The sequence below is a fragment of the Pseudomonadota bacterium genome, assembly GCA_018817425.1.
Classification (GTDB): Bacteria; Desulfobacterota; Desulfobacteria; order Desulfobacterales; family RPRI01; genus RPRI01.
Window position 1 is genome coordinate 88,290 of record JAHITX010000024.1, and the last position, 26,551, is coordinate 114,840.

Annotated in this window: 24 protein-coding genes and 1 tRNA gene; 20 read left to right on the forward strand and 5 right to left on the reverse strand. The window is 37.1% G+C overall.

The genetic code is table 11. The features are described 5' to 3' along the window. Positions 1-34 precede the first annotated feature (34 nt). Both KKC46_05800 and eno read right to left on the reverse strand, forming a co-directional pair. Positions 35-1,681, reverse strand: a complete 1,647-nt coding sequence (locus KKC46_05800) for a CTP synthase (protein MBU1053329.1) — start codon at positions 1,679-1,681, stop codon at positions 35-37. Positions 1,682-1,783: 102 nt separating this feature from the next. Continuing rightward, positions 1,784-3,052 (reverse strand): phosphopyruvate hydratase, encoded by a 1,269-nt coding sequence (gene eno, locus KKC46_05805; protein MBU1053330.1) that lies wholly within the window; start codon positions 3,050-3,052, stop codon positions 1,784-1,786. Positions 3,053-3,344: 292 nt separating this feature from the next. Between eno and KKC46_05810 the strand changes: the two genes are divergently transcribed. After that, on the forward strand, positions 3,345-3,749 hold the full coding sequence (locus KKC46_05810; protein MBU1053331.1) for a hypothetical protein: 405 nt from the start codon (positions 3,345-3,347) through the stop codon (positions 3,747-3,749). Positions 3,750-3,879: 130 nt separating this feature from the next. On the opposite strand, the gene KKC46_05815 is transcribed toward KKC46_05810, so the two are convergent. Then, positions 3,880-4,677, reverse strand: coding sequence for a hypothetical protein (locus KKC46_05815; GenBank protein ID MBU1053332.1), 798 nt, complete (start codon positions 4,675-4,677; stop codon positions 3,880-3,882). A 351-nt stretch (positions 4,678-5,028) separates the two neighbouring features. On the opposite strand from KKC46_05815, the gene KKC46_05820 reads away from it, so the two are divergent. The 19 genes from KKC46_05820 (at position 5,029) to KKC46_05910 (ending at position 23,825) form a co-directional block, all read left to right on the forward strand. Beyond that, a complete protein-coding gene (locus KKC46_05820) occupies positions 5,029-5,706 on the forward strand; it encodes an adenylate kinase (GenBank protein MBU1053333.1) in 678 nt (225 codons plus the stop codon). A gap of 280 nt (positions 5,707-5,986) precedes the next feature. Beyond that, positions 5,987-6,193, forward strand: a complete 207-nt coding sequence (gene rpsU / locus KKC46_05825) for a 30S ribosomal protein S21 (GenBank protein ID MBU1053334.1) — start codon at positions 5,987-5,989, stop codon at positions 6,191-6,193. Between the two features lie 88 nt (positions 6,194-6,281). Continuing rightward, positions 6,282-7,568 (forward strand): bifunctional folylpolyglutamate synthase/dihydrofolate synthase, encoded by a 1,287-nt coding sequence (locus KKC46_05830; protein MBU1053335.1) that lies wholly within the window; start codon positions 6,282-6,284, stop codon positions 7,566-7,568. Between the two features lie 22 nt (positions 7,569-7,590). Beyond that, a tRNA-Arg gene (locus KKC46_05835) sits at positions 7,591-7,666 on the forward strand. A gap of 144 nt (positions 7,667-7,810) precedes the next feature. Further along, on the forward strand, positions 7,811-8,815 hold the full coding sequence (locus KKC46_05840) for an endonuclease/exonuclease/phosphatase family protein (protein ID MBU1053336.1): 1,005 nt from the start codon (positions 7,811-7,813) through the stop codon (positions 8,813-8,815). Positions 8,816-8,828: 13 nt separating this feature from the next. Next, positions 8,829-9,425, forward strand: a complete 597-nt coding sequence (locus tag KKC46_05845) for a DUF3786 domain-containing protein (GenBank protein MBU1053337.1) — start codon at positions 8,829-8,831, stop codon at positions 9,423-9,425. A gap of 12 nt (positions 9,426-9,437) precedes the next feature. Then, entirely contained in the window at positions 9,438-10,298 is an 861-nt protein-coding gene (locus KKC46_05850; GenBank protein MBU1053338.1) for a methylenetetrahydrofolate reductase, read from the forward strand. A 397-nt stretch (positions 10,299-10,695) separates the two neighbouring features. Continuing rightward, the gene (locus tag KKC46_05855; protein MBU1053339.1) at positions 10,696-13,371 is read left to right on the forward strand and encodes a LuxR C-terminal-related transcriptional regulator; all 2,676 of its coding nucleotides are present in this window, start codon (positions 10,696-10,698) and stop codon (positions 13,369-13,371) included. Positions 13,372-13,667: 296 nt separating this feature from the next. Continuing rightward, positions 13,668-14,840 carry a VWA domain-containing protein gene (locus KKC46_05860; protein MBU1053340.1) on the forward strand — a complete coding sequence of 391 codons (1,173 nt, stop codon included), beginning with the start codon at positions 13,668-13,670 and terminating at the stop codon, positions 14,838-14,840. A gap of 23 nt (positions 14,841-14,863) precedes the next feature. After that, positions 14,864-15,745 carry a MotA/TolQ/ExbB proton channel family protein gene (locus tag KKC46_05865; GenBank protein MBU1053341.1) on the forward strand — a complete coding sequence of 294 codons (882 nt, stop codon included), beginning with the start codon at positions 14,864-14,866 and terminating at the stop codon, positions 15,743-15,745. Positions 15,746-15,748: 3 nt separating this feature from the next. Next, the gene (locus tag KKC46_05870) at positions 15,749-16,183 is read left to right on the forward strand and encodes a biopolymer transporter ExbD (GenBank protein MBU1053342.1); all 435 of its coding nucleotides are present in this window, start codon (positions 15,749-15,751) and stop codon (positions 16,181-16,183) included. A 3-nt stretch (positions 16,184-16,186) separates the two neighbouring features. Continuing rightward, positions 16,187-16,615, forward strand: coding sequence for a biopolymer transporter ExbD (locus KKC46_05875; protein ID MBU1053343.1), 429 nt, complete (start codon positions 16,187-16,189; stop codon positions 16,613-16,615). Positions 16,616-16,721: 106 nt separating this feature from the next. Continuing rightward, positions 16,722-19,118, forward strand: a complete 2,397-nt coding sequence (locus tag KKC46_05880; protein ID MBU1053344.1) for a tetratricopeptide repeat protein — start codon at positions 16,722-16,724, stop codon at positions 19,116-19,118. Further along, complete coding sequence (locus tag KKC46_05885) at positions 19,115-20,068, forward strand: toxin-antitoxin system YwqK family antitoxin (GenBank protein MBU1053345.1); 954 nt, start codon at positions 19,115-19,117, stop codon at positions 20,066-20,068. Before KKC46_05880 ends, KKC46_05885 begins: the two co-directional genes overlap by 4 nt. A 504-nt stretch (positions 20,069-20,572) precedes the next feature. Next, positions 20,573-20,914: a hypothetical protein gene (locus KKC46_05890; protein ID MBU1053346.1), complete on the forward strand. Its 342-nt coding sequence runs from the start codon at positions 20,573-20,575 to the stop codon at positions 20,912-20,914. Between the two features lie 176 nt (positions 20,915-21,090). Then, on the forward strand, positions 21,091-21,864 hold the full coding sequence (locus KKC46_05895; GenBank protein MBU1053347.1) for a glycosyltransferase: 774 nt from the start codon (positions 21,091-21,093) through the stop codon (positions 21,862-21,864). 295 nt (positions 21,865-22,159) lie between these two features. After that, the gene (locus KKC46_05900) at positions 22,160-22,600 is read left to right on the forward strand and encodes a hypothetical protein (protein ID MBU1053348.1); all 441 of its coding nucleotides are present in this window, start codon (positions 22,160-22,162) and stop codon (positions 22,598-22,600) included. A 9-nt stretch (positions 22,601-22,609) separates the two neighbouring features. Continuing rightward, complete coding sequence (locus KKC46_05905) at positions 22,610-22,804, forward strand: transposase (GenBank protein ID MBU1053349.1); 195 nt, start codon at positions 22,610-22,612, stop codon at positions 22,802-22,804. Positions 22,805-23,453: 649 nt separating this feature from the next. After that, positions 23,454-23,825 carry a DUF1499 domain-containing protein gene (locus KKC46_05910; protein ID MBU1053350.1) on the forward strand — a complete coding sequence of 124 codons (372 nt, stop codon included), beginning with the start codon at positions 23,454-23,456 and terminating at the stop codon, positions 23,823-23,825. 25 nt (positions 23,826-23,850) lie between these two features. Here KKC46_05910 and KKC46_05915 read toward each other — a convergent pair whose 3' ends face one another. Beyond that, positions 23,851-25,533: a mucoidy inhibitor MuiA family protein gene (locus KKC46_05915; GenBank protein MBU1053351.1), complete on the reverse strand. Its 1,683-nt coding sequence runs from the start codon at positions 25,531-25,533 to the stop codon at positions 23,851-23,853. A 49-nt stretch (positions 25,534-25,582) separates the two neighbouring features. Continuing rightward, positions 25,583-26,404: a toxin-antitoxin system YwqK family antitoxin gene (locus KKC46_05920; protein ID MBU1053352.1), complete on the reverse strand. Its 822-nt coding sequence runs from the start codon at positions 26,402-26,404 to the stop codon at positions 25,583-25,585. Positions 26,405-26,551 lie beyond the last annotated feature (147 nt).

Consider the following 26,551-nt stretch of genomic DNA (forward strand, 5'->3'; position numbering starts at 1 on the left):
CCCTGGCAAAGCAGCAGATTGCCATACTTAACACCTATTGTGCTGCAAGCTTCTTTTTTAATGCTGCTTCAATAAATGACTTGAATAGAGGGTGAGTATTCATGGGACGTGACTTGAATTCAGGATGAAACTGGCATCCAAGAAACCAGGGATGTTCCGGGATTTCGACTATTTCTACAAGGTCTTTGCTTGGTGAAGTTCCGCTTATAATAAGACCGTTTTCTTCGAGCTTTTGTTTAAGCTCATTGTTGAATTCATATCTGTGCCTATGCCTTTCGGAAATTTCGCCTATGCCATAAGCCTTTTGAGCGAGAGTTCCTTCCTTTAAAATACACGGATAGGCACCAAGTCTCATTGTACCGCCTTTTTCAGAAGTTATATCTCTTGTTTGTGTTGTTTTGGTTTTTTCATCATACCATGAGAGCATAAGGTATATAACAGGAAACGGGGTTTTTTCGTCAAATTCCGAACTATTGGCCAATGTCATTTGTGCAACATTTCGGGCAAATTCTACTACCGCAAGCTGCATCCCAAGACATATTCCGAAAAAAGGAATCTTATTTACCCTGGCATATTGGGCCGCCAGGATTTTTCCTTCTATTCCGCGCGAGCCGAATCCGCCCGGAACTAATATGCCGTCCGCATCAGAAAGTACTTCTTTGCAATTGTCCGCGTTTATATTTTCAGAATCAACAAAGCAAAGATCTACTTTGGAATCATTGGAGAAACCGCCGTGGTAAAGAGCTTCGTTCAAACTCTTATAAGATTCTGTAAGATTGGTATATTTTCCTACAACAGCAATTTTGACAGAATGTTTAAGTGAATTGACCCTTCTGACAAGATCTTCCCATGCGTCAAGCCGAGGTGCCCTTGTCCAGATCTTTAAAAGTTCTATGATTTTATCATCAAGCCCTTCATTATGAAATATAAGTGGAACTTCATAAATAGATTCAACATCCTTTGCTGTAATTACGGCATCAACGCCAACATTGCAAAAAAGTGCTATCTTGGCCTTTATTTCTTTAGACAGGAATCTGTCTGTTCTGCAAAGAAGTATATCAGGCTGAATTCCAATGCTTCGCAATTCTTTTACGCTGTGTTGTGTAGGCTTGGTTTTGACTTCACCGGCTGTTGCTATATAAGGAACCAGAGTAAGATGGATATAAATAACGTTTTCTTTCCCAACATCAGCTTTAAATTGACGTATGGCTTCAAGAAAGGGGAGGCTTTCTATATCCCCGATAGTGCCGCCTATTTCCACGATAACAACATCTACCCCATCCGATACCAGTTTTATGTCATTTTTAATTTCATCTGTTATATGCGGTATAACCTGAACTGTCCCACCCAGATAATCTCCGCGTCTTTCCTTTGATATCACGGAATAATAAATCTTTCCCGTAGTAAAGTTGTTGTCCTGCCCCAACTTGATTGTTGTAAAGCGTTCATAATGTCCGAGGTCAAGATCGGTTTCGGAGCCATCGTCAGTAACAAAAACCTCTCCATGCTGAAAAGGATTCATTGTACCGGGGTCAACGTTGATGTATGGATCAAGTTTTTGAATAGTAACAGAAAGTCCTCGACTTTCCAGAAGAGCTCCTATAGATGCAGAAGCAAGCCCTTTTCCGAGAGAAGAAAGAACACCACCGGTAACAAAAATATACTTTGTATCATTTCCCATATCAGCGCCTCTTGTATCTGATTTGTTGTTAACTAAAAAGCTTCCAGGGGGTAATGATTCGAGGGTTCAAGAAGTACGGATACTTGAATCCTCAATCATTGTTTATAGTACTTCTTCGGAAAAAAGCGCTCCTTCTCCCAACTCTTCTTCAATTCGTGCAAGCTGGTTGTATTTTGCGACCCTGTCGCTTCTTGACATTGACCCTGTTTTGATCTGGCCTCCGTTTATTCCGACAGCCAGATCAGCTATAAATGCATCTTCCGTTTCGCCGGATCTGTGGGATATTACGGTTGTATACCCTGCCTGTTTGGCCATTTCAATAGTATCGAGCGTTTCCGTTACGGTTCCTATTTGATTAAGCTTTATTAGTATGGAATTTGCTATTCCTTGTTCTATGCCTTTTGCAAATATAGCAGGATTTGTGACAAATATATCATCACCAACAAGCTGTACGCTTGCCTCAAGACGTTCTGTCATAGCACTCCAGCCTTTCCAGTCCTGTTCTGCAAGTCCGTCTTCAATCGAGAAGATAGGGTATTTATGAATCAAATTTTCATAATAATCTATCATTTGCTTTGCTGAAAGAAGTTTGCCTTCAGAGCTCAGATTGTACTTTCCTTTTTTATAGAATTCGCTTGCGGCAGCATCAAGCCCTATTCCAATATCATCACCTGGCTTGTATCCGGCAGCTTCTATTGCAAGCATTATGTTTTTAATAGCTTCCTCATTTGAAGAAAGATCAGGCGCAAACCCGCCTTCATCACCTACCCCTGTATTTAAGCCTTTGTCTTTAAGTATTTTTTTTAAGCTGTGAAAAGTTTCAGCTCCCATGCGAATAGCTTCCGCTATGTTTTTTGCACCAACGGGAATTATCATAAATTCCTGTATATCAAGATTGTTTGAGGCATGAGCACCGCCGTTTATTATATTCATCATGGGAAGGGGCAGATATCGTGCATTAACGCCTCCGATATAACGGTAGAGGGGCATGCCTAAAGCAGCGGCTGCAGCTCTGCATGCAGCCATAGAGACGCCCAGGATTGCATTGGCTCCTAATTTTGACTTATTGGGAGTTCCATCAAGTTTGATCATGTGCTTATCAAGCGCCGTCTGATCTGCTGCATCCATGCCTCGGATTGCAGGAGCAATTGTGGTAAGTACATTTTTAACAGCAGTTGTAACACCCTTGCCACCAAATCTTTTTGCTTTTGTATCACGAAGCTCTAGAGCTTCACGTGTTCCGGTCGAAGCCCCGGAAGGAACTGCCGCTCGGCCCATAGCTCCACAGGCAACGAATACATCTACCTCTACTGTTGGATTTCCTCTGGAATCCAAAATCTCTCTTGCCTTAATGTCAATAATTTCAGTCATAGCAATCATTCCCTCCTGTATTTATATATTTAACTCAAGTTTTGTTTCATAGCAGAAACAATTATCCAGGGCAAAGAGATTTTTATTGCTGTGAATAATTGCTTTTTTTTGCATTATTTTAAACCAGTTCTTGACTTTTATTTATTGGTATTTATAATGTAAATATCATAATCCGCTTTTCGTAAATAATAAGCAAATCCTTTTTCTTTCGATAGCACACTGCGGTTTTTCCAGATTTGGCATTGAAAACAAAAAGACCCGTTTTTTAATAATTTTTTTCAGGAGGTTAATAATGGTAGATGATTTTCTACATAATCTTAGAACTAATAAGCGATTTGACAGAAATCGCAAACCGTACGATGGAAAATATTCAGGCCAGGATAAGCAAAGAAGTAAAGAAACTCTGGATGTAAACAATTTTATTAAAACTATTTCATCAGAGCATCTGCCTTCATTTAACAAGATAATGGAAGGCATTGCAGACAGCCAAAAAAGGATGGCAGAAGCTGCTGAAAGAAGAGCCGAGGCTGAAGAAAAAAAAGCAAAGGCATTAGAATCTATTACAAACCAATTAAAAAAAATAGCGGATAAAGGCATCCAGACGGAAGAAAAGTTGCCTCTGGCATCATTGCCTGAAAAGGTGGCGGCGCCAAAGAGAAAGACAAGGGCAAAAGCCCAGCCGGTAGAAGTAATTTAATAGGTATGTCATAAAGCAGGATTGATTTTAAACCAGGTTTTAAGTTGTTTCTATATAAAAGCCAATCATATAAAAGAAAAAATTCCTTTCTGCAAACAAAAGCCGATCAATTTTTCATAATAGCAATAAATCAAAGCGATTGTTGATTATTTATCAGCACCATATTTGTCAGATATTTAAACACTTCCGGTCCTTCTTCTGAGGCTTTTTCCTTGCCGGATGCTATTTTGTGAATAAGTTCGATTTTTTCTTTTTCATGAATTCCTATTTTTTCATCAATCAGTTTAATTGTATTATGAATCATGCTGTAAATAACTATCGGGCCAAAGCGGGTTTCTCCGTTTTGCTTTTTAGTTGATGCTCCGATTACAATATGATTAGCAATTAAAAAATTATGCGGCAGCGGGGAAAATCCAAGAAGCTCTGAAAACAACCCAAGAGTTTCAACAATTCCGTCGCTGTATGCTCTTTCAAGAGAAATGCGGCCATCATTTTCAATATCCTGTATATCCGATTTGATAAATGACAGATCAAGTAATGCAATATATTCATTTTGAAAAAATATTACACTGTCTTCTTTTTTACATAAAAGCACATCTGAGTCGTTTAATATTTTGCGGGCATTACGAAAACTAATCATTTCCTTAATAGTCGGGCTTTTGCGCAAAACAACATCATCTACTGTCGTATTGTATAAGGGCAGTGCATTGTCAAGAACGAGGATCTTTTTAATATCATTATCAGTATTTTCTACAAATAATTCCAGGTCTCTTTCATTTCTTTTCTGATAATTAACCATGGAAATAATGCTTCGCATTGTTTCCTTATCAAGTTTATGCCCGCTATCCGGAGGCCCAATGGAGCTAAGCACTTTATTTGCCATCTTATCTATTCGGATCTTATTTATGAGATTTTGTTTAAATGGCATCAGCTTCCTCCTTTTTTATTTGAGCAATTGATTTGATAATAATTTTGTCTCACATTTTATAATAGATTGATAACCAAGGCAATATTTTACAAATAACTGCTTCCGGATTTCAGGCAGATATAAAAATATGCAACAGATTATAAGCCTGTCTTATATGTTAACACATAAACAGAATTGGCTATATAAGGTTTATTAAGATTTTCGCCGTTTCTTGCACTTGACATTATTATATCATTTCTATATTTAAAGCAAAATATCTGTTTAGACTGTTTTAACTTCTGATTTTATGAAAAATCATTCATATTAATAAATGTGTAAATATCACCAGGAAATAAGAAAAGGAGAATTTAAATGAACATTTTGTTTTTCGGGCCAAACGGTAGCGGTAAGGGAACCCAGGGAGCCATTTTGAAGGATAAATATAATACCCCTCATATTGAATCAGGTGCTATATTCCGCGACAATATTTCAAAAGGAACAGAACTTGGTGCAAAAGCAAAGGCATATATAGACAAAGGGGATTTGGTGCCGGATGAAATTACGATTCCTATGATACTTGACAGAATGAAACAACCGGATTGTAATAATGGCTGGCTGTTAGATGGTTTCCCCAGAAATAAAAACCAGGCAATAAAGCTTGACGAGGAATTGAAAAAGGCTGGTATCAATCTTGATATAGTAGTTGAAATAACTCTTGATCGGGAAATAGCAAAAAACAGGATTATGGGTCGCAGGCTTTGCGAAAATGATAACAATCATCCTAATAACATATACATAGATGCAATTAAACCAAATGGTGATAAATGCCGTGTATGCGGAGGCGGTCTTAAGACAAGAGCCGATGATCAGGATGAAGCTGCAATAAACAAACGCCATGATATATATTATGACTCAAACAACGGCACGCTTGCATCGTCATATTATTTTAAAGATCTTGCCAAAAATGCAACTTCTTTAAAATACATCATACTTGACGGAACCCCCGGCGTAAAAGAGGTGCAGGCAGATCTTCTTTCAAAACTTTCATGATGGTTTTGACTTATAAATATATTTGCAAAAAGCTGCATTTGGGTTGATAATTTTTCTTGCTTAGATATAAATATTAAGTTAATAAGAAAGACTCGTAAAGATCCATAAGTTTTGTTTCAATCATCGGTAGAGAAAAACCCTTTCTCGCCAAATGGAAAATAGTTATTTGATTTTTTACGAACATATAAAGAAAATTTGCCAAAATATATATGTAAAAAAACATCGGAAATAGGATTAACAAGCCTAAATTCATCTGGTGTAAAGAAGGGGGCGAGAAAATTTGAAGGAAATCCAAGTCAAGGTTTTTGATAACGACCTTGAAAAAGCCATACGAATTTTGAAAAAAAAGATTCAAAATGACGGCCTTTTCAAGCGGTTGAAATTAAAAAAGAGTTATGAAAAACCGAGCGAATTCAGGCGGCGCAAACAGCGCGAAGCTTTAAGAAGAGAAAGAATAGCTATTTCCAGAAGTAAATACAGAAAATAAAGTTAAGATATCTTAAAATAAAAGCCCGGCAAGAAAGCTGTTTTTGCCGGGCTTTTTGTATTAACCCTAATGTGCCGGGAAAAGATCTATGGGAAATAAGGCTTATAATGATTGCCTGAACCAAATGTATAGTTTAAGAAGATTCGGGATTAAACTTGGGCTTGGAACAATAAAAAATATTCTTGGCGCATTGAAAAATCCCCAAAACAATTATGCATGCATACATGTTGCAGGAACAAACGGGAAAGGCTCTGTCGCATCTGCATTGTCTGCTATTTTACAAAAAGCCGGGTTTAAAGTCGGCCTGTTTACCTCGCCACATCTTGTAAGTTTCAATGAACGAATCAAAATAAACAATCGGCTCATATCCAATAAAAATGTTGTTGAATCATACAATGCGGTAAATCAGGTTCATAAGGGTTTGCGCGAACCAACGTTTTTTGAGTTTTCTACTGCTATGGCTTTATATGAATTCAGTAAAGAAAAGGTGGATTGGGCTGTTATCGAAACAGGAATGGGCGGAAGGCTTGATGCAACAAATATTATAAAGCCCGAGATAACTATTATCACCAATATTTCTATTGAACATAAAACATACCTTGGAAATACAATTGAACAAATTGCAGGCGAAAAAGGCGGCATAATTAAAAGAGGAAAACCTGTAATAACAGGAGCAAAGCAAAAAAGCGCAATAAATGTTCTAAAAAATATATCTTCTAAAAAAAGAGCTCCTTTCTACCTTTTTGGGAATAATTTCAAAATCAAAAATAATGGAAACGGGACGTTTGAATATTTTGGGATTAAAAATGTCTGGCCGGATATGCAGACAAGCCTGCATGGAGATCATCAGATCGAAAATGCCGCTCTTGTTTTAGCAGCATGTGAGCTGCTTGCAGATAAAATCGATCTTTCTGAAAAACACATTCGCGCAGGCCTTAAGCAAACCATTTGGCCGGGAAGGCTTGAAATTATATCATCTTCTCCATGCGTAATTCTTGATGGAGCCCATAATATAGGAGCCGCACAAACATTAAAAAAGTTTTTATCCAAAGAATATAAAGGCAGGAATATAACTGTTATCACAGGAATGCTGAATGATAAACCGTATAAGTCCATATTAAAAAGCATACTATCTGTTGCAAACAGGGTTATTCTTACCAAACCTCAGATAGACAGGGCATTGGAACCGGAAACACTTCTTGCGGTTTCCAAAAATTATGTTAAAGATATTAAAATAATTTCCGAAGTAAAGAATGCAATTGATTATGCTATCACAACAGCTTTACCCGAAGATGTAATATGCATAACCGGATCTTTGTATGTAGTAGGCGAAGCCAAGGCAATGCTTTCAAACTTGACTTTCGAGCATATATAATTTAGCTTTACTTAAGTATTATGCGCCCGTAGCCCAGTGGATAGGGCGTCAGCCTCCGGAGCTGAAGATCGCTGGTTCGATTCCAGCCGGGCGTACCAGATACGAATTAAATCTTAACATTATTTTGAACACCGCTATAAGGCTTGTTTTTTTATGTATAGTGCTTATTATTTGCTACAATGTTTTATACAGGAATGATTAAAAATCCTAAAACATGTTGTTCAAGGTAAAAACATAAAATTATGACATTTAAATTTGTCAAAAAAGCAATCGATAAGTCTCGCTGGCCAATTGCCTGGCCTTTTGTAGTGCATCCACAGATAGAAAATACCAAACCGGAAACAAATTCTTTTTCTGATCCAGCCCAGGATGCCGGTTTGAACTTGAAAGTTATGAGCTTTAATATCCGGCGAGGGACTGCGAGAGATGGCAGAAATCATTGGAAATATCGCCGTAATCTTGTGCATGAGATCTTGAATCAATATAGCCTTGATGTTTTATGCCTACAGGAAGCCTTAGATTTTCAAATTTCTGAAATCCGTGACATGCTTCCCGGATATGAGAATATCGGTATCGGGAATTTAGGCAACACCAAAAGATTGCATAACTCGATTTTTTATGATGATGCTCGATTTGCACTATCTGAAGAAGGTACCTTTTGGCTGTCAGACACACCCGATATCCCGAGGTCAAAAGGGTGGGGAAACATAATGCCTCGTATCTGCACTTGGATACGGTTGATTGAAAAAGAATCGCAAAAAGCTTTTTATGTTTATAATACCCATTTAGATCACCTTTCCCAGCGTTCACGAAAAAAAAGTGTTATATTATTAGTCAAGCGAATTCATGAGCGTTCTTTTCCGGATCCGTTTATGCTTACAGGAGATTTTAATTCAAGAGAAAGGAGTACATCTGTACAATATTTAAAAGGTAAAAGCCCATTAATAATCAAGACCAAAGTTGCTGCAATAAATCCCGTACCATTAGTGGACACCTTCCGGGTGCGATATCCAAAAAATCGAAATATTGCTACATTTCATGGGTTCCGCAAACATTTTTTCCGTTTCAGGTTTGATTATATTTTTGCCCCATCTTCTGTAAGGGTCTTAGACGCAAAAATTATTCAACAGCGATGGGAAAAATGCTACCCCTCTGACCATTTCCCACTTTTTATCCATATTGATTTACCTGTAAACCTTGCTCCTTCAGATTCTCATTCCTTTATTGAAGAGGCTGTTAATTATTGATAGCTTTTTTAAAATGTTAAATGGGATCGATAAAAGTTATTTTACTAAGCTTGCCGGTAAAAATCCGAAAGATATTTGCCAAAAGGCATTTTGTAAATACGATGAAGTAAATAAGCATTATACTTTATCGGTTTGGGGGGATAAATATATCTTATATCCGCATGAATATAAAATTGAATGTATAAGTACAACAATTAAAAAACCTCATGAATATTTTTATCTTTTTATTATATACTATCTTTTAAATTCAAAACAAATTGAAGTTAGTAATGAATGGATATCGGAAAAAGATCTTCCCGGTGGGGTTACTTTTTTTCGCGGCCCTCATGAAATACCTACAAATTTAATTTCCGAATTATACGATAATGACATAGAAGAATTCAAAAAAACCTGTATGCAGCTTTCCGGCACCCCGATTAATATGGCGGATGCGGCATTTCGCTTTGATATAACACCACGCATTCCAGTGGCTGTTTTATACTGGCAGGGAGATGAAGAATTTTCTTCTGAAGTAAAGATATTGTATGATAAAAACATTACCAAACATTTAACCTTAGACATTATCTTTTCTTTAGCAGTAGAAATTTGCTATAGATTAGGAAAATCTTAAAAGGGAGTATTTATGAGTTTATCTGAAAAATTAGGCAAAAGTTTTGTTATTACTACAGAGTTAGGGCCCGTCACCGGTGTTATGACAGAAGATTCATTGACTAAAGCGCAAAATTATCTTGCCCTTGACGGAATAAATATTCACGATTGCCCTATGGGTAATCTTCGTATTAATTCTGTTGCCATGGGCAGCTTAATCCAGGCAAAACTTGGTGTGGAAGCAATTCCCCATTTTACATGCAGAGACCGCAGTCTTTTGGGAACACAGGCAGATTTGCTTGGTGCACATTCTCTTGGTATACGAAATATTCTGGTAACAACCGGTGATCCGCCAAAACACGGGCCTTATCCTTCCAAGGCCGTTTATGATTATAATACTTTTGAGCTCATCGGGCTTATAAAAAAGTTGAACAGCGGTGTCGATTTTAATGATAAAGAATTCGGAGGCAATACGGATTTTAAAGTCGCTTGTACTGCTATGCCCACATCCAGAGATTTGGATCGCGAAATAGAAAGAATGTCGAAAAAAATTGAATCAGGCGCTGATTTCTTCCAAACTCAGGTCGTATATGATGCCAAGCGGGCCATTAGTTTTATTGAAAAAGCAAAAAAGCTGAATAAGCCGATATTAATCGGGGTGATGCCTTTAAAAAGCGTAAAAATGGCAAGGTTCATGAACAAAAATGTGGAAGGCATTGATGTTCCCGAAGAAGTTATTTCCCGCATGGAAAATGAAGGCGTATCCGGTATTGAAATTACCTGCGATTTTATCAAGCAGATAATAAATTATGCCGACGGTATCCATATAATGGCAATGGGTGATATTAAAGGTACAAACAATATTATTGAATTTATAGGTACACTGGTTAAATAATAAAACTGTTGAGCCACTTTCAAAACGTTTCAGTTTGGTCAAGCTCAAGGCGGGAGAAAATTTCAACCGCAGGAATACATGGAGTATTTCGAGGATAGCGCTAAAGGTTAGCGCTTATGCTTCACTACGTGTCACTTCGTGCGAAATTTGAGCCCAACGCTTAAGATCGGCCAAAATGGGGCGTTTTGAAACTGGCTCATTTGTTTTCTGGCAAATGAGCCAATGGCCTGTATATAACATGTTAAGGCTATCGGTTCCTGCCAAACATAAAAAGGTTGACATGGATTTATGTTAAGCATATAAACCGGTTAAACCAGATAGCCTGTCTTTCTCTGATAAATGTAACCGGTTCAATGGTTTGTTCGATGTGCCCACTCTAATTTGCAGGGGATGTCTAATGCTCATACCAACAAAAACCCAGTTGCCCTTGCTTAAATCCAATTTGCTGAATCGTAAGCATCTTATAGATCGCCTTTGCGCCGGCAAAAATTCTCAATTAATACTTATTACAGGTCCTGCCGGATGCGGCAAAACCTCGTTGGCCGGGCAATGGATTAAACGGGATAAATTACCTGCCGCCTGGTATTCCGTAGACGATACGGACAATGATCTTGATGTTTTTTTCCGTTACTGCATTACTACTCTTATCGGAGCAAATAACGGGCTTGAAGAGATCATGGGCCCGCTGCTCTATAACCAGACCCGGTTTTCAGAAAAGGATATTATACCCCCGATTTTACATGCCCTTGATAATCTTGCCGATGAAATATATTTGATATTTGATGATTATCACATGATTAATGATGACGAGATTCACCGCGCATTGGGCCATATAATTAAATATTTACCGCGAAATATGCATCTGGTCATAATAAGCCGCCATAAGCTTCCCCAATCTTTCAGCAGGTTCAAATTTCAATATGACACTCTGGAGATAACGCCTGATAACCTGAAATTTTCAGAAACTGAGGCAAATAATTTTTTCAAACAGGTTATTCCACTTGATCTGTCCGAAAATCAAATCCGGGATTTGACACAATTTGCCGGGGGTTGGGTTGCCGGATTTCATATTCTAGGTTTGTCGCTTAAAGAAGGAAAGAGCCTGCAATTTTTTGATAAAACACTCCAAATAGCTTGTAGAGAAGCTATTGATTATATGATGAATGAAGTTATAGGTGTCCAATCAGAAAAAGTTAAAATGTTTTTATATCATACTGTCGTCCTTTACAGATTTAATGCTGATATATGTAAATTTGTAACCAGTATGCCGGATGCCGCAAAGATTTTATATGAATTAAACCGCATGAATATGTTTCTTGTGCCCCTTGATAAGGATCAAAAATGGTATCGCTATCATCATTTATTTTCAGAAGCCATCATCGAATGGGTAAGGCTTACATCACCCGACTTACTTAAACAGGCACAACAAAAAGCTGCTTTGTGGTTTGCACAACAAAATTATATAGAAGATGCTTTTCATTACGCGGTAGCTTCGGGGGATTTTGAATTCACAGCAGATCTAATGGAAGATTATCTGAAAGTACTTGTAGAAAAGTATGAAATTGCACCTGCTATGCGCTGGCTTTCAAAGTTGCCCCATGAAGTATTTATAAGAAGGCCTTTATTAAGGCTGATTGAATGTACCAATATGATTAGCAACATGCGGCCGGCAGATATCGAAAATATTTTGTCGGATATTGAGACAAGACAGAATGAAGCCATAGAAAATTATAAAGAGCCAAAAAAATCTCTGTGTAAGGATTTGATCGTCTATACGAAAACCGTTTTACATTATTATCAGGATGCTTTTAATCTCGATATTAAAAAAATGACTGGGGGAGCTGGAATGATATCTCAAAAAAACAGACCCCTTGCCGGTTATATCAGAATACTGATTGCACTTAATCAAATTTATCTTGGCAACTTGAAATTTGCTGAAGAGCAGATGGAAAAAGCATTTCCTGATATCTTTCCTTCTGAATTCGACATGGCCAAAATAATGTGGAAAATGATCACGGCATTTATATTAAGGTCTAAGGGATGTTTGAACCAATCGGAAAAAATTCTGAAAGACTCCTTTATTCTTTTAAAACGGCAAAAATTATACGAGACTCCTTTGAAATACCTTCTGTATTTACCAATGGCGGTAATTTTCTACAACCGCAATGACCTTGATAATGCTTTGGAATATGGTTCGATAAGCCTGAGATATGCGGAAATGTCGGGAAACTTTGAACTTATCATGCATGGATATTTTCTTTTGTCACAGATTTACATGGCAAAAGAAAATCGTAAAGAGGCTATGGAGTATAATCAAAAGTTGCGAAATTTTTCCAAAAACATTACTCAACCCAACCTTTCGAAATTTGCGGACGCTTTGGCCGCATCTTTATCGATTGCTCAGGGTGATGTAGGTTATACCTTAAAATGGGAAAATCTGGAAAATCTTAATATGGATGAACAGTTTTCCATGTACTTTTTCTTCAAAGCCATGACTGTGGCTATTACACACATATTTAAGGGAAAGCTACCCCAGGCTATTGATATTCTGAAAAGCCTCCGCATTCGTTGTGCGAAAAGAGATATGATGGAATTAGTCCTTGTTATTGATATTATACTTTCCGGAATGCTATGGATGCACGGTAAGAAACAAGATGCAACGTCTATAATGAAAAAAGCGCTCTTGTTTTCCGAACCACAGGGATATATCCGGCCCTTTGTAAATTGCTCTATTATGATACTGCCTGTGTTAAATGACATAGCTAAAAACAGCCCTGAATTCGATCAATCAGTTTATTTTAATACACTGCTTACAGCCTGTGGAGGAATAGGAAAAAGCCGGTCTTTAACTAACATTAGTGAAAAGGACACAACCACATACGGATTGACTGAAAGAGAGCTTGAGATATTAAAATTGCTGGCGGATGGTCATAAAAACCGGGAGATTGCCGATATGTCTTTTATTTCAATCAATACTGTAAAAACACATACCCAGAACCTTTATAAAAAACTAGGCGTTAAAAGCCGCCTTCAAGCCATTGTTCAGTCGCAAAATACAAAGCTGTTAAATTAAAATATTAAAGCTTTTTAAGTATCAAAAGTCTCAAAAAGATACGTTTCCTCAAAAATTTCCAAATAATACATTAAAATCATACCAACGGGTGATTGAAATAAATATTAAAGTAGTACAATATCAAAAGCTCTCAAATATATGAAAGTAGACTCCTTCTTTCATTTAAGGTTGGCTATGACAAAATGGAGGCGGCAATTGTACTGCTCTCCAGGAGGGATTACCCGCTATGCCAACAAATCGCTGCCAACATCAAAAAACGGTGTGATTTAGCCTAACATTATAAGAAAGGATATATCATGAAACTTTTAGAATCCATAAAATCCTTTTTTAAAAAAATATCAACTTTTCATATTTTCCTGATAGCAGTTTCACCAATCCTTATTTCCTTTTTGATTCATATGTCAGTACTCATTTACGCAAATTATGTAAAGTGGACATGGTTCGGCAAGGGATCTGCTGTGGAAGAACCCATTACTGTTGAAATAATAGGTGAAGGCCAAAAAGACGACAGGCTTAAGTTTCAGGGTATGGATTTGGAGGATAACCTTGATGCCGATGATAATATGTTTGACCCGGTACCTGAAATTGAATACAAGCCGGTCGTACCGAATGTTGAAATACTTCCTGATCCCAAAACCAATGATGCACTCGACATAATCAGCGTTCAGGCAGCAGCCATGAAAAACAAATGGGTAAATCCGGTAACAGGTGGCAAGCCTTTAGATACCGGCTATGATATGATGGCAGGATCTTTTGCAAAACATATTCAGTCCATGCGTGAAGGAGGCCTTGATGTAGTCTTTGTTTTTGATTCCACTGACAGCATGTGGGCTTATTTAAATGAAGTTAAACTAAAAATCAGAAATCTTGCAGCAGCATTAAGAAAGTTGGTTCCCACCTGTAGAATCGGACTTGTAACCTACAAGGACAGAAAAGATGAATATGTTACCGAAAAGTTTCCTTTGTCTTACAGTATTAAACCTCAACAAAAATTTCTGGACGGAATTCAAAATTCCGGAGGTTATGATATAAGAGAAGCTGTGGCCGAAGGACTAAGAGTCGCTATAGATGAAATGAATTGGAACAAAAAATCCAAAAAGTTTATTCTTTTGATAGGTGATGCGCCTCCTTATGAAGAAGATGTGTCACGGGCAGTTGAAATGATCAAAAGGTTCAAGGAGAATATGGGCGGAAGAGTTTCCGTTATCGATATAAGGAAACCGAAAGAAATAACTAGATACTATTGGGAACATTACATTATGCCGTCCATGACCGATCCTGGAACAGAAAGTTTTGAATATCTTACCAGCACACAAAAAGTAATGGATGATTTTGAAACCTTTGCACATGTCGGTGGCGGTGAGAGCGCCAGGCTGACTAATGAAGAAAAAGTCATACGGCATATGCTGCTTTTGATTTTCGGAACAAGATGGGAATTATACCTAAATGAATTTATGAGTAATTTATAATATAAATACAGGGAGAAACTCACATGAAATTTAAAGATGCCTTTTACATTTTTTTGCTAATGACATTTATTCTTACATCATTTGTTTTAAATCCTCTTTCGGCTGGAGCAGAAGACACTAAAGCTAAAAAAACTGTCCCAGGCATAGAAGCCATAGGTGACCTTCTGGCACCAATCGGCAATGTTGATAATAAATCCTCAAAAGAAACGAACAAGGCAAAACCTGATAGGTCGGCAAAAAATTATAATACTACAAGAAACAATATTCATGTTACCGTGATGAGCCTTTTGGATATTATTAAAAAAGGAGGAATCGTCGGCTACTTGATTATATTGCTGTCTGTCTTGTCTTTAGGACTTATAATAGATTATCTTTTTACCATCCGAAAATCAAAAATATTGCCACTCAGTGATATTAAAGCTTTTGATAAAATTATCAGTGACCGCAATTTCGATGAAGTAAAGAAATTTGATAAGCAAAGCGCTTCGTTTTTTGCAAAGATAACCGTTGCAGGTCTTAAGGAATCGGATATGGGATATCAATCCATGATAAAGGCAATGGAAGATATGGGTGAATCCTTAACCAGTGCTATTGCCCGAAAGATAGAACATCTGAATGTAATCGGAAATATTTCTCCCATGATGGGACTCCTCGGAACGGTTATCGGCATGCTTCGCTGTTTTAACGAAATAGCCCATGTAGCGGGAGCAATTGAACCCAAACAACTTGCGGGTGGAATTTTTGAAGCGCTTATTACTACCTGTATGGGTCTGATTGTAGCTATACCGTCTCTTTACGGATATGCAGTTTTTAAAAATCGTATTGATGAATATACCGGCGAAGCAGCTCTTGCTGCAGAACAGATGGTTTCTTCATTTAAAACAAAGCAACCGGACAAGGAGTAAGACATGCGTGCATATCGTAAACGCCCATGGTCCGAAATGGCTGTAAATTTAACCCCACTGATTGACGTGGTATTTCTTATCATCATCTTTTTTATCATAATAATAAATTTTTCGGAAATGCAAATTCGAAATGTAGATTTGCCAAAAGCCGATGAAGCCCATGTAAGTAAGGTGGATAACAGATATAAAATACCTCTTATAATTAAATCCGAAGATCAAGTTTTTCTGGATAGAACAAAGATCAATATAGAACAATTGGATCGGATTTATCAGATAAAAAATAATATTCCTCCAGATGTTACCATAGTAATTAATGCCGATAAAAATATTCCATACAAGGTGATCAAACATGTCATGCATAAGCTGTCTCTTGCCAATATCTACAAGATAGAATTTACTACATTACAAGACAGCCCTGACCCCCTTCAAGAGGATTGAACCATGAGACTTAAAGGCAATAAAAAGGATTATCAAAAATCAAATTCTATCAACATAACGCCTCTTATTGATGTTATATTTCTTCTGATGATCTTTTTTTTAATGACAATTAATTTTAATAAGTCCGAAGGAGTTCTGGAAAACAAACTTCCTCAGACCAGCAGCAAAACAAGCTCTGAAACACCTAATGATTACGAAACTGTCAAATTACGGGTTAAAATGATAAAAGATAAGAATTTATTAAAAATTTATCTCCAGGAAAGGGTCGTGTATAATTATAACGACCTGCTGCATTATCTTAATCAGCTTCCCGAAGATATTCTGATTATATTCGAACCAAGCGACAATGTACCCTTTAAGCATGTAATAGGCGTTTACAATGTATGTCTTAAATCAAAAAAGAATAATATCGTATTTAGTGTTTCTTCTTAAGATGCTTAAAAATTATAAAATACCAACTTTAAAAAAAGTATCATTTCTTCTCCTATCTATTATTTTTTTTAGTGATTACTACATCCATAGCAGTTTGGCATATGCAATGGATACTTTAAATAGTATTAATCCGTCTGGTTTACAATCCGTTGAAGAAATTGAAAAAGCGGTTTTGTTGATTGCCCAAAACCAAAAAGAAGCTCTTACTGAAAACAAGATGTCTTTTGATTTTCAAAAACATATTCTGACCAAATCCGGTGAATGCATGAGCGCTCTTGTAGCCGTTCAAACAAAGTCATCTGATAACAACGTTGATAATAAACAACAAGAAAAAGAGGTATTTTTAAATCTTAGAAAGATTATAAAGCAGATACTAACCTCAAACGAGAAGATTGTTTCGGATTTTCAGGAAAACACCTTGGATACGCTCAAAGATCCGGCCACATTCATAAAATCGTCAAAATGGCAACAACCTCAGTTTCTGATTTCTTTATCCAGTTATTGGATTGGATGGAATGGGTATCATATAAGTATTTTGTTTGAGGATGATGACCCCATGTTTGGCACTTTATTAAATGATGCAATAAAAGGCTTTTCCAAAGCTTTTTTAGATTTTGAAGAAGAAGATGTTATAGCAAGAAGCCTTTTGGGGCGAGCCCTGTGCTATGGAAAACTAAAAATTTATAGCAAAGCCGGACAGGACTTGAAATTAGTTAAAAAGATGATCGGAAAGGATGACCCCCTTTACATTCGCTGTCTTTATGAAGAAATCAGGATTGCATATGAAACCGGAAATTATGAAATAGCGGCAAGAAGCATAGATGAGTTTAAAGAAGATTTTGCCAAAGATAAAATCCCAGAACAGATAAAAAAAGCACTTGATACCATTAACTTCAGGATATTAGTTGCTCTTGAGGGGAAAAAAGAAAAAGCACAATCTATTACGGAAGAAACCAATAGCACAATCTTTGAAAAACTGAAGCAAGTGGCAAATACCCCTGCCGGCGCAGATGAGCTTTATAGATATGCCAAAATGCACGCTCCTGAAATCGAAGGCCTATCATATGAAAAGATGGGGCCTGTGGCTTCAATGGCTCTTGGAGATATGATGTTTGAAAAAAAAGATTATAACAAGGCACTAAAATACTACCTTCCAATCTTTAAAGACTCTCCATCATATATGTCTCATCGTATTGACGAAGTATGGTTTCGTACAGCAACTATTTACTGCAAGAAAGAACAATACGGTGATGCCCTTTTCTATCTCAAACAGTTTCATGAAAAATATCCTGGCTCTGTTTTTCTTTCTCAAAGTGTACCTCTTTACTATGCTGCGGCAATTAATTACTACAGTAAAGAAAAAAGCCAGGAGGCATACAACTTATATATAGATGCATTAGAAGTATATATCAAAAAATGTCGCAGCAATTGTACTGAAATGAGCGAAGCGCGATTTAAAATGGGAAAGCACTTTCAAAAAACAGGCAAAAACAAAAAAGCTGCTGATATGTTTTCTATGGTCAAGCCAGACTCACCCAACTATCCATCAGCCTGCTATTATGCGATACAATATTATATTGATGAATTGGATTTACTTGCAAAAAAAGGACAGCAAAATTCACATGAAGCAAAAAAGATATATAAAAAAGGTAGAGAGTTACTTGCCGAATACAAAAAAGCCGAAGATAAGGCAAAACATTCCGATTATTATAAAAAAATAAAACCCCATATGATTATTTTACAAACTGGCTTAAGTCTTTATGGGACTGAAACAGATATTAAGAATAATTTGAAAAAGCTAAAAGAATTTGAGAAAAGGTTTTCCAGAGATAAAAATCTGTCTTTAAATGCTCTTTTACTAAAGATGAATATGTATCAACGCCTTGGTATGATTGAGGCCGGGCAAAAGGATCTGAATAATTTTAGCGCAAAAGAGGTTTTAGATATTGATGCATATAAATTGTTAAGCAATCTTGCACAAAATTTTTATAATGAAGGCCGAATACAAGAAGAAATAAAAACCGGCGCCGTTAATTCTTTGGATTTTGCTTTGATAGTATACGGAGCACTTTATAAAATATCGTGTAAAAAATTGGAACATCAAAAATATTGTGATACCGCTCAGCTTGGAATGGCAAGAATATATACTGACAAAAACCAACTGGACAAAGCCGAAGCAATGTATCAGGACATCATTATAAGAAATTCAATGTCAGCTGATGCTGTCTATAATTTGGGGCTTCTATATGAAAAAAGAGAACAATGGGAAAAAGCTCTTAAAATATGGCGAAAATTGTCAGATGGTGTCAAATCCGGAACTTACCACTGGTTCGAGTCCAGATACAAAACCGCATATGCCCTGGCCAAACTGGGTAACCACTCCAAAGCCTGCGAGGTATTAAATATTACAATGGTACTTCATCCCGATCTGGGTAGCGATGAATTGAGGAAAAAATATCTGGCGCTAAAAGCCAAAATATGTATGGAGGAGCCATCATCATGATAAAGCATGCTATTGCATTAGTTCTATTAATGTCCTTGTTGTCATGTACCTCGGTCGTTAAAACGTATTATGACCGAGATGAGAAGATACTCATGGAAGAGATGAGCTGGTATTATAATTTAGCAAAAGAGTACCGGCATGGTTATTTTAAGTATTACTACGAAAGCGGCCGGTTAAAGACCGAGGGCAATTTCAATATGAACAAAGTGGATGGCCTTGTTAAAGATTATTATGAAAATGGTATGCTATCCAGAGAACAGCATTACAGAAACGGTATATTGAATGGAATATTAGCACGTTATTGTGAAAACGGCAATATAATAGGCAAGTATAATTATATAATGGGATTGTTAGAGGGTAAGACCGAGCAATATTTTGAATGCACTGGAAAAATTGATGAAGTACTTTTTTATAAAAATGGAAAAAGAGAAGGTGAAAAAACAATTTATTTCAAAGACGGAAGAATAAAAGATACCATAACCTATGTAAACGGGAAAGAAGAAGGGCCGTTTCTTTCTTATTTTGACGATGGAGCCACAAAAGCAAAAGGAGCCTATAAAAACGGTAAAAAGGAAGGGCTATTGGTTTCATATTATATAGACGGCACAATCAAAGCCCAGGAAAATTACAGGCAAGGAGAATATGATGGTGAGATACGTTTATATTTTCCAAACGGGAAATTAAGAGAAGAAATCAATTACAAAAATTGCCATAAAAACGGCTATGAAAAATTTTTTTATAAAAACGGAAGGCTGAAAACTCAAACATATTATGAAAATGGAATGATAAACGGCATAAAGAAACAATATGATGTTTATGGCAATCTCTGGCTGGAAGAAAGTTATAAAAATGATGTTCTTGATGGCCCCACCAAACGCTATAGTAAAACCGGCACGGTTATCAAAGTTTATAATTATAAAAATGGCGAATTGATAACTGCCGGTAAATGAAATGTTTAAAAATCGACATAGAAAGCAGTAAAACCAATGTCGTCATGCATAGAGACCGGTTTGTACTGCCCGAAAAAATTCAACAAGAACAGCCTATAATGTTGTAGGCCAATACAATTTCTCCCTTTGCGTGTCTGCAACAACAATTGCCGGAACAATATTATTATTGTGGTTTGTACCAATCGGAACAGATTCATGATAATTGCTACAAATCAGAAATCTCACTTAACTGTGCTTAAAATCACCCTAAAAATCATACTAACGGGTGATTGAAAATAACAATAATCTATCTATCTATACTTGCATCCGGGAAAGCTTTTCCAAAATAATCAGGCATATTGAAACCCAGTATTTGTCTATAGCCGTTCATCGGATTAATGCCATATCTGGCAAAAGAAAAGAATAAGAAACATAGGATCATAATGACTATAAGCCAATGTCCAACCTAATCGTCCGACAACGCAGTTACAATAAAAATGGATATTACAAAATAGCGAGGCAAAAATGCAAATCGGGATACAAACATGGGGAAGTGAAGGCGATTTCAGACCATTTATGGCTTTAGCTGTAGGATTGAGCAATGCAGGCCATAAAGTCAAACTTGTTGCAACAATACTTTCTGAAGTAAGTAAATATAGCGAAATCGCCGAAAAATTCGATTTTGAGTTGCAGTATGTTGCCTCACCAGTTGTTAATGATTTGGAAGAAGCAAATAATATTGTAAATTCAGCTATAAAAGCATCTGATCCGTTAAAACAATTCGCAATCCTTATGGAATATTTTTTTACCCTGTTCAAAATGAAATGTTTTCCGCAGGTATTGATCTATGTAAAAAGTACGATTTAATAATCGGACATTTTGGACATTATCCGGTACATATTGCAGCAGAAAAATTTAAAGTTCCGAATATATCTGTTACTCTGACTCATAATACTATTCCTTCTAAGTATAATCCCCCGGCTTGCGCCCCTGATATTGGTAAATGGGCCTCTCCTTTATTGTGGAAACTTGGTCGTTATTTTATGAACAAATCACATTTACCAAGAGTAAATAATTTAAGAAAGGAAAATGCTTTACCGGAAGCAAAAGATATCATGCTGGATGTATGGCCATCCAAGCTTATGAATTTAATAGGAGTAAGTCCGGTTTTTTGTAAAAAGCAGAAAGATTGGGGACAAAATCATCAGGTTTGCGGTTTTTTAAATTTGCCCCAAAATTCTGATAATGAAAAATTACCTTACAGCTTAAAGCAATTTTTAAATACCGGAGAACCTCCTGTATATATGAATTTTGGCAGTATGATGCCTTTAAAAAGCGAAGACCGGAAAATAATATATGAACTGTTTAAAGAAACAGCAAAACTGGCAAATTGCAGAATAATTTTACAAATAGACGAGTCAGAGCAGGATTTATATAAATCAGATAGTAAAACTTATTATACACCTCCTGTTAATCATCTAAAAGTATTTCCATATTGTTCAGCTATAGTACATCACGGCGGTGCAGGGACAACTCAGTCAGCTACACTTTCAGGAGTACCGTCTATAGTTGTTTCTTTTATGGTAGACCAGGCTTTTTGGGGGACAGAGCTTAAGAGAATAGGGATAGCGCCTGAGGCAATACCTTTCAAAAAATTAACTCCTAAAAAACTTGCAAATAAAGTTAAATACGTTCTCAATTCACCTCACATGAAAGAAAAAGCAAATGAAATTGGGAAGGAAATTAAAAAAGAAGATAGTGTGAAAAGAGCTGTTAAATTAATCGGTGAGCTAATCAATGACCGTTTTAACAAATGAGCCAGTTTCAAAACGCCCCATTTTGGCCGATCTCTGCGTTGGGCTCAAATTTCGCACGAAGTGAAGCATTAGCGCTATCCTCGAAATACTCAATGTATTCCTGTAGTTGAAATTTTCGCCCGCCTTGAGCTTGACCAAACTGAAACGTTTTGAAAGTGGCTCAATCGATTAGATTTGGATCAGGATGAAATATGACATTTGTATATGACGTTGACAAGAGTAGAAAACGCCTTCAGGGATTTAAAATCTCATTTAGGTTTACGTCCGAATTTTCATCAAATAGAAGGTCAGGTAGATGGGCATATATTCATATCGATTCTTGCCTATCATCTGCTACACTCAATTGAGTATAGACCTTAGAGCAAGGGATTATCTGAACAAAAGAGGGATAACGGATAATGCTTTGTTTGCGGATTACAAAACCGGCTTTGCAAACGGGAGTCTGTTAAATGTTCTGCCCGAAGAAGTAAAAGAGCAGTTAAAAGAAATAGGGATATTGAATAACCGGGGTATGGAGCACTTTTACAGCTACGTTACGTTCCCGGTTTATGACTCTGACGGCAACCCTTCCGGCATATGCGGCCGCAGAGTGGAGGGAATGAGCCAGGGAGCCGACCACTTATATCTGCCCGGAGAAAGACGCGGCATGTTCAACCGGCAGGCGGCAAAATCTCATAAAGATATCATCCTCACAGAATCCATAATCGATGCCCAGCGCACTCAAGATCATTGCTGAAATCGGCGCATGAGCCGCTGGAAGTCGGCTAAACATTTTGCCTCTTGGCTGGGTTTGTGTCCCGGTACCAAGGTCAGCGGCAGCATGGTACTCAGCAGCAAAAGCAAACAAGTTGCCAATCGTGCTGCCACAACTCTCCGCATAGCAGCCTTCACCCTGTTCAACTCAAAAAGTGCTCTTGGAGCCTATTTACGAAGACAGTGATCCCGCCTGGGTGCTCCTAAAGCGATAACTGCAACTGCGCATAAACTGGCCCGTCTGGTTTACGCAATGCTAAAGCACGGTACTGACTACGTTGATATTGGCCAAGACTACTATGAAGAACGCTATCGTAAACGAGTCATACAAAACTTGAAACGTAAGGCCCAGGAATTGGGGTTTGAACTCGTTCAGATTTCCGTACAACAAGAGAAAATAGCAAGTACATAAATTCAAATAGTTACAGTTAAGTTACTTGGAAGGATGTCGTTAAAATCTTCTTCCAAAATATCCGCCTGTTTTAAAATGGCTTTTTACAGGTATAAGCTTATAGGTAAAAACCTGGAGAAAGATTAGTGGGGCCGGGTCAGGCTTATCAAGTCCGGCATGACGGGTTAGGGTGTTTGCACAAAACCATTATTTCTAAATGCAGTTACCCTGGATGCCGGGTATTGTCTAATTGACAAATGATAATTAAAGAACTAAAGGGCTTGAAGCTCCCCATAAATTATAACTGTGTTTCAAACAGCAATGAGTTAAGGAGTCTCCACCAATGAAAAACTATGATAAAAGATATATAATTATATCGACAATTTGTATATTGAGTATGCTTTTAATTTTTTTATCATGTGCTTCAAAATCGATAAGGATACAAATGACAGATGGAAAATTAAGGCCATGCCCAGAGAGCCCTAATTGTGTATCAAGCGAAACAGGAGACGAATTTTCGCGTATAAAACCGCTTACCTTTCAGGGTTCGGCCGAAAATGCCTGGAAAGTTCTTCAAGAATCTATAGCAAGTATGGGAGGAAACATACAGGAAGAACGTAAGGATTATCTTAGAGCTGTATTTACTTCTATGGTATTTAAATTTGAAGATGATCTTGAGTGCAGAATGGTTTCTGCTGAAGGCACTATTCACATACGCTCAGGAGCAAGAAGAGGATATTCGGATTTTAGGGTCAATGCAAGAAGAGTTGAGAATTTGCGCACTATATTTAATAACATTGTGAAGGATGGGTTATAAAAACTACCCACCCTTCATATAGCTTTTATAAACCCGAAACAGGAGTATTTTTAGGATAGTTTACTACAAAAGAAATGTTGATTTCTTTTTTTGCTTTAGGCTCTATCTTAACAAGCCATCTTAATACGCCTTGTCTGTCTTTATAGTTATTTTCAGTTGGTTGTGGTGAAATCTTCAAATCTTCAATTTTTATTTTATCGGTCTTTGAAACAGGAATACTATCTAAAACATTTACGGAGATCGTTTTGTCCTTCAAGTTTTCAATTTTTATTTTAAATGCCATTTCCCGAACAATAGTGTTTCTTTCAAAAGAACCAAAGTAAGTTTCTTTTTTATTATCGGTTATTTTTATATGCTGTATTTTTACTTCCCTGTCAGCACCAAGATTTAAATCAAAAGTTTCCCCGGAGTTTTTAGCGTCAAGAAAGGTTTTCCCAATAAAATGAGGACCAAGATGAACATTCATGAAACCGCTTAAAAGTTCTTTATCTGTGGTTGCTTTGCATATGAGAAAAGCGGAAGGAGATGTTTTGGGAACGGCATAATGCATAAACTCGCCTTTTATTGTTTTGCTGAAAAGCGGCAGAAGAGTAGTTTTATCTTTTGATTCGACAGTAAGCTCTCTCGGCATCTGATATTCGAATGACAGCGGGCTTACATTTGTTTTAGCACTTATAAAATCGGCTTCCTGGGCTGCTTCTACCGATTCAGAATCAAACTTGTCTACAGACTCCTTGTTTTTTGCTTCCTGCATTGCTGGCGCAGCAGCATCGCTATATAAACTAATGCTCTTTCGCATAGCACGAGGCCTCGGCTTTAAAATATCCAAAACCCAGGAAGGCGTATCCGGAAGAGCTGCCCCTCTTAAGGGGATAGCGTTTGATATGGAAAGATTTATATCCTGCCAGTCCTCACCTGTTTTCTGGTTAAGTTTTGCAAACATAGTAAGGTTTACGGATTTCAAATCGGTTGGCACAGACGCCTTATACAGTGGTTGCCACAAAGCGTTATATGTAAGATAGCTTGCAGAAATGCTGGCTGTTTGTGTGTTTTGAGAATTAAACAGGATCTCGATAACCTTTTTTTCTTTTGAACGTCGTGACCCAAGAGTGTTCAGTTCTTTCGTAACAACTTGAATCTTTTCGTCAACATCAATAATTTTTTCATTAATATCCTGCCTTTTCTTAAGGATAGCTTCAAAGCTTTGCCCTAAAAAGGATAATGTTTTTGTAAGTTCTTCGGTTTTTGGAAAAGAGGTTTTCATATCCTGAGGAACCTGAGTTTTTGAAAAATCCATGACCGATTCTAAGAAACGTTCCTTGTTTTTTAAAACATTTATGTCATCGGTCATAGCTGTATGGGCTGCTTTGAGATCTTTTAGTTTTTTTTCAAGATCCTTAATGTTTTCCTGAGGTGCTTTTTCAAGATATATGGTTTTTAGCTGAACGCTGTAAAGTTCTCCTTTCCCAAAAACTTTTGCAGAGACTGAATCTGCATCCACATTAAAAGCTTCTACCCCAATAAAGATCTCATTTAGGCCCTTCTGAACGGGTACTTTTGCTTCCCTTGTTATAAGCGCCTGGTTGGAAAAGAGTGTGACGGATCTAATTTTGGAGGGAACAACATCCTGGGCCAGAGCAGTAGACAGAACGCACAGAGTCAGGCCAGATAGAATAAGCATATAGCGTATCAATTTATTTGCCATCATAAACTCCTGTTATTATGTTTACAAAATATTAAGGATTTATACGTTCTTTCTATTCTATCATACGCCCCTTTTTATAACTCACCTGCTTTTGTATTTCTCCGGTTTTTTTCCAGAAAGACCAGAGACCGTCTTTTCCGTTTGCATAAACACCCTCTGTTTTTTTCTGGCCATTATCATACCATTCGGTTGATTTTCCAGTTTTGCGGCCATTTGCATAGGTGTCCGCAGATTTTGGCTTCCCGTTATCATACCATGTTTCGCATAAGCCGTTGCGCTGACCATTTGAATAGTTGATTTCGCTTTGTTTCTTACCATTTAAATACCAACGAGTTTCCAAACCATCCTGCTTTCCGTTTAAATAAGTAGTTGTTGATTGCTGCTGCCCGTCTTTGTACCAGGCGGTAGCTTCTGCCAGTGTACCTTGTTTTGTTTGTGTATAAGTTGTTTCAGCTTTTTTATTTTCGTCCATGTGCCATTCGAGTTTGGTACCGACAGGTTTGTTGTTTTTGTATTCAGCCTCAAAAAGTTTTTTCCCGTTATAATACCATTCGGCCCATTTTCCGTGCCGATTCCCTTTTTTATAGTTTTCTATTTTTATAGTATTGCCCTTGTTATCCCAATAAGTCCATGTACCATCTTTTTTGCCGTTATCATATAGTCCTTCCGCAAGTTTTTGGCCATTTACGTGCATTTTTTTATAAAGGCCATGCTTTAATTCTTTCCCGTCTTTTTCATAAACGGAATAATGCTCATTAGCGCTGGATATTTCTCTTACTCCCGGGATCTTTTCTTCTCCGATTACAGCGGTGGAGGATATAAACATAATTAATACAGATACAATAATTCCAAGTGTAAAATTCTTTGCTTGCATTAAAGCCTCCCAATAAACTTTAAATTAAATTGTTGATGGCACAGCAATATCAGTCCCAGCCACATCAGCTGCTTCCACCAGTTTCAGGCCAAATTGTTTAGCTCGGTTTTTCATGTTTTTTATTATTCTCTGTTTATATTGCATCTC

What these genes read in the sequence shown, in the direction of transcription:
- KKC46_05800 (MBU1053329.1), bottom strand. Translation starts at nt 1,681, where the DNA reads ATGGGAAATGATACAAAGTATATTTTTGTTACCGGTGGTGTTCTTTCT.
- eno (MBU1053330.1), bottom strand. Translation starts at nt 3,052, where the DNA reads ATGACTGAAATTATTGACATTAAGGCAAGAGAGATTTTGGATTCCAGA.
- KKC46_05810 (MBU1053331.1), top strand. Translation starts at nt 3,345, where the DNA reads ATGGTAGATGATTTTCTACATAATCTTAGAACTAATAAGCGATTTGAC.
- KKC46_05815 (MBU1053332.1), bottom strand. Translation starts at nt 4,677, where the DNA reads ATGCCATTTAAACAAAATCTCATAAATAAGATCCGAATAGATAAGATG.
- KKC46_05820 (MBU1053333.1), top strand. Translation starts at nt 5,029, where the DNA reads ATGAACATTTTGTTTTTCGGGCCAAACGGTAGCGGTAAGGGAACCCAG.
- KKC46_05830 (MBU1053335.1), top strand. Translation starts at nt 6,282, where the DNA reads ATGGGAAATAAGGCTTATAATGATTGCCTGAACCAAATGTATAGTTTA.
- KKC46_05840 (MBU1053336.1), top strand. Translation starts at nt 7,811, where the DNA reads ATGACATTTAAATTTGTCAAAAAAGCAATCGATAAGTCTCGCTGGCCA.
- KKC46_05845 (MBU1053337.1), top strand. Translation starts at nt 8,829, where the DNA reads ATGTTAAATGGGATCGATAAAAGTTATTTTACTAAGCTTGCCGGTAAA.
- KKC46_05850 (MBU1053338.1), top strand. Translation starts at nt 9,438, where the DNA reads ATGAGTTTATCTGAAAAATTAGGCAAAAGTTTTGTTATTACTACAGAG.
- KKC46_05855 (MBU1053339.1), top strand. Translation starts at nt 10,696, where the DNA reads ATGCTCATACCAACAAAAACCCAGTTGCCCTTGCTTAAATCCAATTTG.
- KKC46_05860 (MBU1053340.1), top strand. Translation starts at nt 13,668, where the DNA reads ATGAAACTTTTAGAATCCATAAAATCCTTTTTTAAAAAAATATCAACT.
- KKC46_05865 (MBU1053341.1), top strand. Translation starts at nt 14,864, where the DNA reads ATGAAATTTAAAGATGCCTTTTACATTTTTTTGCTAATGACATTTATT.
- KKC46_05870 (MBU1053342.1), top strand. Translation starts at nt 15,749, where the DNA reads ATGCGTGCATATCGTAAACGCCCATGGTCCGAAATGGCTGTAAATTTA.
- KKC46_05875 (MBU1053343.1), top strand. Translation starts at nt 16,187, where the DNA reads ATGAGACTTAAAGGCAATAAAAAGGATTATCAAAAATCAAATTCTATC.
- KKC46_05880 (MBU1053344.1), top strand. Translation starts at nt 16,722, where the DNA reads ATGGATACTTTAAATAGTATTAATCCGTCTGGTTTACAATCCGTTGAA.
- KKC46_05885 (MBU1053345.1), top strand. Translation starts at nt 19,115, where the DNA reads ATGATAAAGCATGCTATTGCATTAGTTCTATTAATGTCCTTGTTGTCA.
- KKC46_05890 (MBU1053346.1), top strand. Translation starts at nt 20,573, where the DNA reads ATGCAAATCGGGATACAAACATGGGGAAGTGAAGGCGATTTCAGACCA.
- KKC46_05895 (MBU1053347.1), top strand. Translation starts at nt 21,091, where the DNA reads ATGAACAAATCACATTTACCAAGAGTAAATAATTTAAGAAAGGAAAAT.
- KKC46_05900 (MBU1053348.1), top strand. Translation starts at nt 22,160, where the DNA reads ATGGGCATATATTCATATCGATTCTTGCCTATCATCTGCTACACTCAA.
- KKC46_05905 (MBU1053349.1), top strand. Translation starts at nt 22,610, where the DNA reads ATGAGCCGCTGGAAGTCGGCTAAACATTTTGCCTCTTGGCTGGGTTTG.
- KKC46_05910 (MBU1053350.1), top strand. Translation starts at nt 23,454, where the DNA reads ATGACAGATGGAAAATTAAGGCCATGCCCAGAGAGCCCTAATTGTGTA.
- KKC46_05915 (MBU1053351.1), bottom strand. Translation starts at nt 25,533, where the DNA reads ATGATGGCAAATAAATTGATACGCTATATGCTTATTCTATCTGGCCTG.
- KKC46_05920 (MBU1053352.1), bottom strand. Translation starts at nt 26,404, where the DNA reads ATGCAAGCAAAGAATTTTACACTTGGAATTATTGTATCTGTATTAATT.